Genomic DNA, 11,771 nt, shown 5'->3' with positions numbered 1-11,771 from the left:
GGCCAAGACAGACAGCGTTGCTAACCGTCGTCTGGCTTTCGACCGTACTCGTTCGAAAGCTATCGTTGGTAAGCTCTTCAACGACCTGGGCAAGCGTTACGCTACCCGTGAGGGTGGCTACCTGCGCATCCTCAAGTGCGGTTTCCGCGCTGGCGACAACGCGCCTATGGCGTACGTCGAACTGGTTGATCGTGCTGTTGGCGGTGAAGCTGTATCCGCTGAGTAAGACGTCAGTCTGAAACAAAGAACCGGGCCTAGTGCCCGGTTTTTTGTGCCTGTAAGAAATGCGCTGTTCGTACAAGCTTCTACCCTGATTGGTTCTGCACTATGTATGGGGATTTGTCGTTAGTTTTTTTCTATTGATGGCTATGAGTCAATGAATTTGTGGCTGTCATATTGATGATCGATACTCCCCAACAAGCCGATTAGCCGGCAGTTCAAGACCGATAGAGGAAGAAGATCGCATGAGCCAGAACAAGACACTTACGACCGCCAGTGGCGCACCTGTCGCTGATAACCAGAACTCTCGCTCCGCCGGCCCTCGTGGTCCCTTGCTCCTCGATGATTTTCATCTGATCGAGAAGCTTGCTCACTTCAACCGGGAAAACATTCCTGAGCGTCGTGTACACGCCAAAGGTTCGGGCGCATACGGTACTTTCACGGTCACTCGCGACATTACGCAGTACACCAGCGCCAAGCTGTTCTCTGCCGTCGGCAAACAGACGCCGACCTTCCTGCGTTTCTCCACTGTCGGTGGCGAGCGTGGCTCGGCCGACACCGAGCGCGATCCACGTGGCTTCGCCCTCAAGTTCTACACTGAAGAAGGCAACTGGGACATCGTCGGCAACAACACGCCGGTATTCTTCATTCGCGATCCGCTCAAGTTTCCCGACTTTATCCACACCCAGAAACGCCTGCCGCAAAGCAACCTGAAAAGCGCGCAGATGATGTGGGACTTCTGGTCGCATTCGCCTGAAGCGCTGCACCAGGTCACGATCCTGTTCTCCGATCGCGGTATTCCGGACGGCTATCGCCACATGCACGGCTTCGGCAGCCACACCTACAGCCTGATCAGCGCTCAAGGCGAGCGTCACTGGGTGAAGTGGCACTACAAGACCAAGCAAGGGATCAAGAACCTTGCGCCAGCAGACGCGGCACGTTTGGCGGGCACAGATCCCGATTACGCCCAGCGCGATCTGTTCGAAGCCATCGAGCGTGGTGACTTCCCGAAATGGAGCGTGTGCATCCAGATCATGACCGAGGCCCAGGCTGCCGCTCATTACGAGAACCCGTTCGACGTGACCAAAACCTGGTCGCAGAAGGAGTTTCCACTGATTGAAGTGGGTGAACTGGAACTGAACCGTAATCCGCTCAACTACTTTGCCGAAGTCGAGCAAGCCGCATTCGGTCCAAGCAACATGGTGCCTGGCGTAGGTCTCTCACCGGATCGCATGCTGCAAGGTCGTGTCTTCGCATACGCCGATGCCCACCGCTACCGCGTAGGCACCAACCACCAGCAACTGCCCGTGAACGCCCCGCGCAGCCCGGTGAATACTTACCAGCGCGACGGTTCGATGGCATTCGGCAGTAACGGTGGCGCAGCGCCGAACTACGAGCCGAACAGCTACGTAGAGTCGCCGAAACAAGCGCCGCACTATGCCGAGCCTGCACTGGCTCTCAGCGGCGCGGCTGATCGCTACGATCACCGTGAAGACACTGACTACTACAGCCACGCCGGTGCGCTGTTCCGCTTGATGAGCGATGAACAGAAAGCGTTGCTGGTCAGCAACATCGCCGGTGCGATGGCGGGTGTGTCGAGTGATGTCGTCGACCGTCAGTTGCAGCATTTCCACAAGGCTGATCCGGCGTACGGAGAAGCAATCGCAAAGCTGCTCAACGTACAGCTTAACGAAGTCTAAACGAGAAGCAGAACCGCCCTCATTCGGGCGGTTTTTGCGTTATTTAGGCTGCTTTTCTCGGAATATCTTCGCTTTTATTGCGCGAAGTGGGTGACCTTCCAGTCAGGTTGGTTCAAACTACAGACTTTCAAGCAGGGAGATGTAGGGCGATGCAAGGCCACCCAGACGTTATCGATTACCTCAACACGTTGCTGACCGGCGAACTGGCCGCGCGTGACCAATATTTCGTTCACTCGCGGATGTATGAGGACTGGGGATTCACCAAGCTCTACGAACGAATCAACCACGAGATGGAAGAAGAGGCCGGTCACGCCGATGCGTTGATGCGCCGGATTCTGATGCTCGAAGGTACTCCGCGCATGCGCCCGGATGACCTAGATGTTGGGACCACAGTAGAGACCATGCTCGAAGCGGATCTGCGCCTTGAGTACAAGGTTCGTGCTGCACTGTGCAAAGGCATCGAGCTGTGTGAAAAGAATGGCGACTATGTAAGCCGCGATATCCTCAAGCTTCAGTTGCATGACACCGAAGAAGATCACACCTACTGGCTTGAAAAGCAGTTGGGCCTGATCAAGCTGATCGGTATCCAGAACTACCTGCAGTCCCACGCGTCCTGATTGCAACCGATACAAAAAAGCCCCTGTCACTGATGAAGTGACAGGGGCTTTTTCATGCCCGGCGATCAGGCCCGGTCGCGGATCAGCAGCGGCTTTAGGTAATGCCCTGTGTGAGACTGCTTCATCTCGGCCACTTCCTCCGGTGTACCGGTGGCGATGATCTGCCCACCTTTCGAACCACCCTCGGGACCGAGATCCACCAGCCAGTCGGCCGTCTTGATCACGTCGAGGTTGTGCTCGATCACCACCACGGTGTTGCCGTGGTCGCGCAGGCGATGCAGTACATCGAGCAGTTGCTGAATGTCCGCGAAGTGCAGACCGGTGGTCGGCTCATCGAGGATATACAGGGTCTTGCCGGTATCGCGCTTGGACAGCTCGCGGGACAGCTTGACCCGCTGGGCCTCACCACCAGACAGCGTCGTGGCGGATTGCCCAAGCTTGATGTACGACAGGCCCACATCCATCAGCGTTTGCAGCTTGCGCGCCAGCGCCGGCACCGCGTCGAAGAACTCCCGCGCTTCCTCGATGGTCATCTCGAGGGTTTCGTGGATGCTCTTGCCCTTGTATTTGATCTCCAGGGTTTCGCGGTTGTAGCGTTTGCTCTTGCACACGTCGCACGGGACGTAGATGTCAGGCAGGAAGTGCATTTCCACCTTGATCAGACCGTCGCCCTGGCAAGCTTCGCAACGACCACCCTTCACGTTGAACGAGAAACGCCCCGGGCCATAACCACGGGAGCGGGACTCGGGAACCCCGGCAAACAGTTCGCGGATCGGCGTGAACAGCCCGGTATAGGTCGCCGGGTTGGAGCGTGGTGTACGGCCGATCGGGCTCTGGTCGATGTCGACAACCTTGTCCAGATGTTCCAGGCCCTTGATGCTGTCGTGGGCTGCGGCTTCCAGGGTGGTCGCGCCATTGAGTGCCGTGGCGCTCAGCGGGAACAGCGTGTTGTTGATCAGCGTCGATTTACCGGAGCCGGAAACGCCGGTCACACAGGTCAGCAGGCCGATCGGGATTTCCAGGTCAACGTTACGCAGGTTGTTGCCCCGCGCGCCCTTGAGCGCCAGCACCTGCTTCTTGTTGCGCGGCGTGCGCTTGGCCGGCACTTCGATCTTGACCCGGCCCGACAGGTATTTGCCGGTCAGCGAGTCCGGGTGGGCCATGACTTCGTCCGGCGTGCCTTCGGCGACGATCTGCCCGCCATGAACCCCGGCGCCCGGGCCGATATCCACTACGTAATCAGCGAGACGGATCGCGTCTTCATCATGCTCGACCACGATCACCGTATTGCCGATGTCGCGCAGATGCTTGAGGGTGCCGAGCAGGCGATCGTTGTCGCGCTGGTGCAGGCCGATGGACGGCTCGTCAAGGATGTACAGAACTCCCACGAGGCCCGCGCCGATCTGGCTGGCCAGACGAATCCGCTGCGCTTCACCGCCGGACAGCGTATCGGCGCTGCGGTCCAGCGACAGGTAATCCAGTCCCACGTTGACCAGGAACTGCAGACGCTCGCGGATTTCCTTGAGAATCTTGTCAGCGATCTCACCACGGCGCCCGGTCATCTTCAGCGCGCCGAAGTAATCGCAGGCATCGCCGATCGGCAGGTTGGTCACTGCCGGCAGGGTTTTCTCGCCGACCCACACGTGCCGCGCTTCGCGACGCAGGCGGGTGCCACGGCAATCCGGGCAGGACTGGGTGCTGAGGAACTTCGCCAGTTCTTCACGCACACTCGCCGATTCGGTTTCCCGGTAGCGACGCTCGAGGTTCGGCACGATGCCTTCGAACGGGTGCGAGCGCTTGACGATGTCGCCCCGGTCATTGAGGTATTTGAAATCGACGTTCTGCGAACCGCTGCCGTGCAGGATGTATTTCTGCTGGTCGGCCGGCAGCTCGTTGAACGGCTGCTCCAGGCTGAAACCGTAGTGCGCGGCCAGTGAGCCGAGCATCTGGAAGTAATAGACGTTGCGCCGGTCCCAGCCACGAATCGCGCCCTCGGCCAGCGTAAGTTCACCGTTGACCAGTCGCTTGATGTCGAAGAACTGTTTCACCCCCAGACCGTCGCAGGTCGGGCAGGCGCCGGCGGGGTTGTTGAAGGAAAACAGCTTGGGTTCCAGCTCGCTGATCGCATGGCCGCAGATCGGGCAGGCGAAGCGCGCGGAGAAGATCATCTCTTCGCCTGGCTCGTCGTCCATTGGCGCCACCAGCGCGATGCCATCCGCCAGCTTCAGCGCGGTTTCGAAGGATTCCGCCAGACGCTGCTGCAGGTCGGCGCGAACCTTGAAGCGGTCGACCACGACTTCAATCGTGTGCTTCTTCTGTTTATCCAGTTTCGGCAGTTCGTCCAGCTCGCAGAGCCGGCCGTTGACCCGGGCACGGACAAAGCCCTGAGCGCGCAGTTCTTCGAATACTGAAAGATGTTCGCCTTTGCGCTCGCGGATGACCGGGGCGAGCAGCATCAGCTTGCTGCCTTCTGGCTGGGCCAGCACCAGATCGACCATCTGGCTGACGGTCTGCGCTTCCAGCGGAATGTCGTGATCCGGGCAGCGCGGTGTACCGACGCGTGCATAAAGCAGACGCAGGTAGTCGTAGATTTCGGTGATGGTGCCGACCGTGGAGCGCGGGTTGTGCGAGGTCGACTTCTGTTCGATGGAGATCGCCGGCGACAGGCCTTCGATGGTGTCGACGTCGGGTTTTTCCATCATCGACAGGAACTGCCGGGCATAGGCCGACAGGGATTCGACATAGCGGCGCTGACCTTCGGCGTACAGCGTGTCGAAGGCCAGAGACGACTTGCCGGATCCGGACAGGCCGGTGATGACGATCAGTTTGTCCCGTGGCAGGGTCAGGTCGATGTTCTTCAGGTTGTGGGTGCGGGCCCCACGAATCAGGATCTTGTCCAAAATGGCCTCGCTCGGCGGGCGTCGAAAACACAGGAGTATACGGCCAAATACTGGATGGATGCACACTATCAAGTGAAGGGTCTTTTGCCTTACATGAAGAGAGTTTCATCTGTACGCGTCAAAGCGTCGCGATATACCCCGTCTCTCGATGGGACTGGTAGAATCGCCGCCGGTTCACACGAGGTTTTTCCATGCACGATCCCCACAGCGAACGCATGAGTGGCAGCGAGACCCGCGCGGCGAGCGGTCTGGCCCTGGTGTTCGCCTTCCGTATGCTTGGCATGTTCATGGTGTTGCCGGTATTGGCGACCTACGGCATGGATCTGGCGGGAGCGACCCCGGCCCTGATCGGGCTGGCGATCGGCGCTTACGGCCTGACCCAGGCGATTTTCCAGATTCCATTCGGGATCATTTCCGACCGCATTGGCCGCCGCCCGGTGATTTACCTGGGGCTGATCGTCTTTGCCCTTGGCAGCGTGCTGGCGGCCCAGGCCGATTCGATCTGGGGCGTGATTGCCGGGCGGATCCTGCAGGGTGCCGGCGCTATTTCTGCGGCGGTCATGGCTTTGCTTTCCGATCTGACCCGCGAACAGCACCGCACCAAAGCCATGGCCATGATCGGCATGACCATCGGCCTGTCATTCGCCGTGGCGATGGTGGTCGGCCCGCTGCTGACCCGTGCATTCGGCTTGTCCGGCCTGTTCCTCGCCACCGGCGGGATGGCGCTGGTCGGAATCGTGATCGTGATGTTCATGGTGCCGAAATCCACCGGGCCGTTGAGCCACCGCGAGTCCGGCGTGGCGCGCCAGGCATTGATGCCGACGCTCAAGCACCCGGACCTGCTGCGGCTGGACCTGGGCATTTTTGTGTTACATGCGATGTTGATGTCGAGCTTCGTTGCACTGCCGCTGGCGCTGGTCGAAAAGGCCGGTCTGCCCAAGGAACAGCACTGGTGGGTCTACCTCACCGCGCTGCTGATTTCTTTCTTCGCCATGATCCCGTTCATTATCTACGGCGAGAAGAAACGCAAAATGAAACGAGTTTTGCTCGGCGCCGTCATGACGCTGATGCTCACTGAGCTATTCTTCTGGCAGTTCGGTGACAGCCTGCGGGCTCTGGTGGTCGGGACGGTGGTGTTCTTCACTGCGTTCAATCTGCTGGAAGCTTCGCTGCCGTCGCTGATCAGCAAGGTTTCACCGGCAGGTGGCAAGGGCACGGCCATGGGCGTGTACTCCACCAGTCAGTTCCTCGGTTCGGCACTCGGCGGGATTCTCGGCGGCTGGATGTTCCAGCATGGCGGTCTGTCGGTTGTGTTCCTCGGATGTGCCGGGCTGGCTGCACTTTGGCTGGCCTTTGCTGTTACCATGCGCGAACCTCCCTACGTGACGAGCCTGCGCCTGCCGCTGTCGCCCGAAGCGATCCGCGAAGCGGGTCTGGTCGAGCGTCTCAAGGCCCTCGTAGGGGTAACTGATGCAGTGATAGTCGCTGATGAAGCGGCGATCTACATCAAACTGGACACCGAATTAATGGATCGCACCACTCTCGAACGCCTGGTGAACAACCCGGCGCAGACTGCGTGCGAAGCCTAGGAGAACGTTATGGCCCGTGGGGTTAACAAAGTCATTCTGGTCGGTACTTGCGGCCAGGATCCCGAAGTACGCTACCTGCCCAACGGTAACGCCGTGACCAACCTGAGTCTGGCGACCAGCGAGCAGTGGACCGACAAGCAGACCGGTCAGAAGGTCGAGAAGACCGAGTGGCACCGCGTATCGATGTTCGGCAAGGTTGCCGAGATCGCTGGCGAATACCTGCGCAAGGGTTCGCAGGTGTACATCGAAGGCAAGCTGCAGACTCGTGAGTGGGAAAAAGACGGTATCAAGCGTTACACCACCGAAATCGTGGTCGACATGCAAGGCACCATGCAACTGCTCGGCGGCCGTCCACAACAGGGCGACCAACAAGGCGGTGGCAACAACTATCAGCAGCAGGCGCCACGCCAACAGGCTCCGCGTCCGCAGCAGTCGGCACCCCAGCAGCGTTCGGCCCCGGCTCCACAGCAGGCCGCGCCGCAACCGGCTCCGGATTTCGACAGCTTCGATGACGACATTCCGTTCTGATTCGCAGCTTTTTCAGAACCTTAAACATTAGAAGCGAAGCCATTGATTTGGCCTCGCTTTTTTATTGGTTACAGTTTTTTGCGTAGGAAGGGCTACATTTGTTCAGCGTTTACCTTTCGAAAGTGTAAACAAATGGCCCTCGACCCCTACGCGGTAAAGACGCTTGTAGCGGTCAACTAATCCCGGACACGACGTTAAGTTTTTTCTCGGCCTGAGCCTGGTCCCGCCTGAAACAACAGTCCTTGAGGCCGGCCACGCTGCTCGTAAGCCATGTCCAACGCCTTGATCACCAAATTCGCGTCCGGTTTGCTCGCCATCGTCCTGCATCATCGACACGATACTGCGGCTTCCGGCGGCGCTACGACTCTGCGTGAACAGCTCATTGACTCGACTGCGTAACCGAAGTCGCTCAACGTCCGGAGTTCGACGACTGAGGCGGTGGGCTTAGTAACACGAACGAGTGATATCAAAGATCACGCAAAGCCAATCAACCGGCTCTTGGGCGCTCAGTTGATCAATCAGCGCGTGCGCTCGTGCTCTTCCGACATCAAGAGCGCGGTAACCTTTTTTAAAATGGATTTCTCCCGCTCAAGACGAGCGATCCGAGCTTCCAACTCCTGGATCTTCTGCTGCTCAGGCGTCAGCGCTTTTGTTTGGGGAGTATCACCGCTGCGCTCCTGCTGGAGTTGGTTTACCCAGCGACGCAACGCGGACTCGACCACCCCGAGTGATCGGCAGGCCTCGATATGGCTGTAGCCTTGATCGAGCACGAGAGCTGCTGCCTCGCGTTTGAATTCAGCGGAAAAGGAACGACGTTGCTTGGTCATCAGACACCTCTATCTGGCGAGCATTTTCGCCTAAATGGGTGTCCGGTTTCATTAGACCACTACATACACAGCTATCCTCTCTAACGCGCCTGGGTGGAAAAGTATAGCGAAACCATTTCCGCTGCTCTCCTCACAAAGTGGTACCTCTGCTAGCAGATGGATCGATACGGGTGAAACAGATGGGCATGATGGCCTCACCTCAACAACGATGGAGATCCAAAATGTATCCACCACCCACTCTTGATGACGCCTGCTTTGCCCTCCAGCAACTCGAAGGCATTTCGCGCCCGTATGGGGACAACGAAGGCGACGCAATCAACAGCGACAGCGTGTACTACTCGCTGGAGAGCCACAACCAGCAGATCGTGGATAACGCGTACGCGGTAGTGTGCGCCTACACCCGGAAGCCAGGCGGGATGGAAGCAAACACCAGGGCCGTCAACGCGTTGAGCAATCGTGGCTACCGCACCTATCTGGGTCCCGACCAGTACGACGCTTACCGCCTGGTCGGGACGGCGGAGACCGAGAACTGGTGCTTGATCATCTCCGACCCAGGCTCCAGCTACTCCGACGACGACTAGTCCTCGGGGTTAACCGTTAGGGTCGAACCGTCCGGCAGACGAAAGTTTGCCGTGACGAAAACCCCCTGACGCTTCCGATCCTTCTCTTCCTGCCTCATCATTTCCCTGCAGATTTTGCGGGCCGTTATCTCCGAGATGGTGATACTGGTATCCGCCTGAATGACTTCCATGATCTGGTCTGTTGCGTAATTGGCACTCTTCCAAGGCTTGAGCGTCGAAAGCGGCCCAGTGCCACGCAGGCTGTAGTACAGTTCGGCGACCTTTTTTTTGCCTAAATTCACCTGGGTTGCATTCGCGTGCTTTTTCCGAGCATGGGCCTTGGCCTTTCTGGTATCAGCGATTGCGTCAAACCGCTGCATGATAAAGTCAGACGACTTGCGCATCCCAAGCAAAAAATTCGCGTCAATCAGGCAGGTGTACGCGATGTCAGTTTTCCCGGCCTCCTTAGCTTTTTCGGCCTGAATGAGTAGGCCGCAGATGGCATAGACTGATGCCTGGGTTTGCTGTGGAGTTTCAAGGGTCTCAGCTATGTGATCCGACAGGTTCTTGCCTTCCAGATGCACCACAGAATCCAAGATCAGCAGGAACAGATCGTCACCTGGTTCTTCGTAGCCGTTTAGCAAGGGGATGGTGATGCGTTCTAGCACCATTTTCATGAAGCTCTGTAGCTGAGCTTCACCCCCATCGGCCTGAGCTGCCATGATTTGATTCAGAAATGATGGAAATCGAGGTCGGAAATGATTAATGAATTCCGCTAACGCCAGGCCCCACAGGCGTTGTAATTCGGTGTCAAAACATCGCGCAGGTCGCCCCTCATGCATCAGCAACCGCTTGCCCGCATAGATCGGCAAAACGCGCTCGTGAACAATCTGGAAGAGGTTGGTAATCTCCTCCTTCTGCAGTCGGATAACGTCGTTACCATTTACCTTGTTCTGCAGCGTTTGGACTTGCCGGATAATCTCCTCCATCCCGGCTTCAAGTGATCCGCTTTTATAAGTGAGTTCCATTCTTTTGCTCCAAGGGCGTGTAAAATCGCGGATTATACTTGCTGGCCTACTGATATCGCAGACCTGTGCGCCAGAGTACCTTGACCACCCAGTGTGAAACGACAGCACAAAAAAAGGGCCGCTGCGCTCGCAGGGCCGATTGGGGAAAGCAGGTTTGGTGTCAGCTTTTTGCGTGGATCAGATCCAACAAGTTCTGGCCTTCAGGCAGGGCAGACATTGTGCGCAGAAACACTACATTTTTACCCACGATCTTCTTGATTTCATCAGCCGAGATCGGTTTCGGAAGGGGCTGGAAATCTTTCAAACGCTGGTAGTGGCATTCGTTTTCGTCACCGTTGTGGTAGCGCTGCGGGGGCACCTCAGTGCCGTAGCCATGAGCGACGACGCCCTTGCCGTTTTCGTACAGGAACACAACATCCCCCTTCTTGATGCGGTCGATGTTGAATTTCCATGGGCTTTAAAAGGCGGCCGCTTTACCTGCATCGAGCATCTGATCGTGATCCTCACTGCTGTGGCGACGATTGGTGTTCAGCACGTGGAGCCGGCTGCCATACAGAGCCGTTCTGATTCGCTGTTGTATCCGCTCCAGACAAAAAAGGCCCGTCGCTGAACACGACGGGCCTTTTTCATGCGAGCAGGTTTTTCAGTCAAGAATCAGGTGCGGCAGAAACCGGCTCGAATCCTTGGTGATCAGGCTGTTGTCTTCGCGCACGCCAATCCCCGCCGCCTGATCGCCGATTACCCACGAACCGATCAACGTGTAGCTGTCGTCGAACTTCGGCAAAGGGGCAAATTCCTGCAGGATGAAGGGCGCGTCGGTGTAGGGCCCATCCTCTTTGACGATCAGACCTTCGGCGGTCTGCAGCTCGATGTTGGCGCCTTCCCGGGAGAAGTACGGTTTGCGTACCCAGCCTTTGGGCACCGCGCTGCCGGGATTCGGATCGAGGTGCGCGGCGAGCAGATTCGGGTGACCCTTGTGCAATTCCCAAAGTAACGGCAGGGCACCCTTGTTGGAAAGAATCGACTTCCACGCCGGCTCGAAAAACTGGGTGTCGCACTCGGCAATTGCTGCACCGAACGGCTCGTGGAAGATGAACTCCCAGGCGTGCAGTTTGAACAGGTGCGGAATCCAGCGATCTTCGAGATCCACGAAACGCCCGTCGGCGCTCAGGCCGATGTCTTCGATATCGATGTGCCGCGACTCGATGCCGACCTTCTCTGCAATCAGCCGCAGATAATCCGTGGTGCCTTTGTCTTCCACCGAGTCTTTCATCGAGGCGAAGTAAAACGGCCGCTTCAGTTTCAGTTGAGCAAAGGCTTCGTGCAGGCGGGTGTCGATGCTGTTGAACTGGTCGGCATGGCGCGGCAGCATCCCGCGCTCGATGCATTGCTCCAGCCAGCCCCACTGAAACGCCGCCGCCTCATAAAGGCTGGTCGGCGTGTCGTAGTTGAGTTCGAGAAGCTTCGCCGGGCCGTTGCCGCTGTAGGAGAAGTCCATGCGCCCGTACAGATGTGGATGACCTTCCAGCCAGGACGTTCGGATCATGTCGTAGTACGGCGCCGGGATGCTCAGACGATCCAGCAGTTCTTCGCTGTGTACGACGCGGTCGACCAGGTCCATGCACATCTCGTGCAGTTCGGTGGTCGGATCCTCCAGATCGTTTTCGATCTGCGCCAGCGTGAACTGGTAGTAGGCGCGCTCGTCCCAGTACGGCTCGTCGTCGATGGTGTGAAACAGAAAGCCGAGGCTTTCGGCAGTCTGTTTCCAGTCGTGGCGCTCGGCGCAGTGGATCTTCTTCATGG

10 protein-coding genes and 1 pseudogene are annotated in these 11,771 nt (G+C 57.9%); 7 read left to right on the top strand and 4 right to left on the bottom strand.

Annotated features, from left to right (window positions below):
• From rplQ to bfr, 3 genes are all read left to right on the top strand, one after another.
• Window positions 1-226 (top strand): 50S ribosomal protein L17 (gene rplQ, locus N8H71_RS11215; RefSeq protein WP_262194035.1); only part of this gene is annotated, 226 nt, incomplete at its 5' end.
• 238 nt (window positions 227-464) lie between these two features.
• The gene (locus tag N8H71_RS11210; protein WP_007955634.1) at window positions 465-1,919 is read left to right on the top strand and encodes a catalase; all 1,455 of its coding nucleotides are present in this window, start codon (window positions 465-467) and stop codon (window positions 1,917-1,919) included.
• Window positions 1,920-2,068: 149 nt separating this feature from the next.
• The gene (gene bfr, locus N8H71_RS11205) at window positions 2,069-2,536 is read left to right on the top strand and encodes a bacterioferritin (protein WP_007955633.1); all 468 of its coding nucleotides are present in this window, start codon (window positions 2,069-2,071) and stop codon (window positions 2,534-2,536) included.
• A gap of 65 nt (window positions 2,537-2,601) precedes the next feature.
• Here bfr and uvrA read toward each other — a convergent pair whose 3' ends face one another.
• Entirely contained in the window at window positions 2,602-5,436 is a 2,835-nt protein-coding gene (uvrA, locus tag N8H71_RS11200) for an excinuclease ABC subunit UvrA (RefSeq protein ID WP_207984104.1), read from the bottom strand.
• Window positions 5,437-5,627: 191 nt separating this feature from the next.
• Here uvrA and N8H71_RS11195 point away from each other — a divergent pair, with 191 nt between their 5' ends.
• Both N8H71_RS11195 and N8H71_RS11190 read left to right on the top strand, forming a co-directional pair.
• A complete protein-coding gene (locus tag N8H71_RS11195; RefSeq protein ID WP_262194034.1) occupies window positions 5,628-7,025 on the top strand; it encodes an MFS transporter in 1,398 nt (465 codons plus the stop codon).
• Window positions 7,026-7,034: 9 nt separating this feature from the next.
• Window positions 7,035-7,553: a single-stranded DNA-binding protein gene (locus tag N8H71_RS11190; RefSeq protein ID WP_003228709.1), complete on the top strand. Its 519-nt coding sequence runs from the start codon at window positions 7,035-7,037 to the stop codon at window positions 7,551-7,553.
• Window positions 7,554-7,850: 297 nt separating this feature from the next.
• Here N8H71_RS11190 and N8H71_RS11185 read toward each other — a convergent pair.
• Window positions 7,851-8,380 (bottom strand): annotated as a pseudogene (locus N8H71_RS11185) (transposase); the annotation flags it as partial.
• A gap of 221 nt (window positions 8,381-8,601) precedes the next feature.
• On the opposite strand from N8H71_RS11185, the gene N8H71_RS11180 reads away from it, so the two are divergent.
• Window positions 8,602-8,961: a hypothetical protein gene (locus N8H71_RS11180; protein WP_262194033.1), complete on the top strand. Its 360-nt coding sequence runs from the start codon at window positions 8,602-8,604 to the stop codon at window positions 8,959-8,961.
• Here N8H71_RS11180 and N8H71_RS11175 read toward each other — a convergent pair.
• Window positions 8,958-9,968 (bottom strand): hypothetical protein, encoded by a 1,011-nt coding sequence (locus N8H71_RS11175; RefSeq protein ID WP_262194032.1) that lies wholly within the window; start codon window positions 9,966-9,968, stop codon window positions 8,958-8,960. The two genes, N8H71_RS11180 and N8H71_RS11175, sit on opposite strands and share 4 nt — an antisense overlap.
• 172 nt (window positions 9,969-10,140) lie before the next feature.
• On the opposite strand from N8H71_RS11175, the gene N8H71_RS11170 reads away from it, so the two are divergent.
• Entirely contained in the window at window positions 10,141-10,578 is a 438-nt protein-coding gene (locus N8H71_RS11170; RefSeq protein ID WP_262194031.1) for a hypothetical protein, read from the top strand.
• A 33-nt stretch (window positions 10,579-10,611) separates the two neighbouring features.
• On the opposite strand, the gene N8H71_RS11165 is transcribed toward N8H71_RS11170, so the two are convergent.
• Window positions 10,612-11,769 carry a glutathionylspermidine synthase family protein gene (locus N8H71_RS11165; RefSeq protein WP_262194030.1) on the bottom strand — a complete coding sequence of 386 codons (1,158 nt, stop codon included), beginning with the start codon at window positions 11,767-11,769 and terminating at the stop codon, window positions 10,612-10,614.
• Window positions 11,770-11,771: the final 2 nt, after the last annotated feature.

The sequence above is a fragment of the Pseudomonas koreensis genome (assembly GCF_025447595.1).
Lineage (GTDB): Bacteria > Pseudomonadota > Gammaproteobacteria > Pseudomonadales > Pseudomonadaceae > Aquipseudomonas > Aquipseudomonas koreensis_H.
The sequence above is the reverse complement of the archived record's forward strand: the minus strand, read 5'-3'. Positions and strand labels throughout refer to the sequence as shown.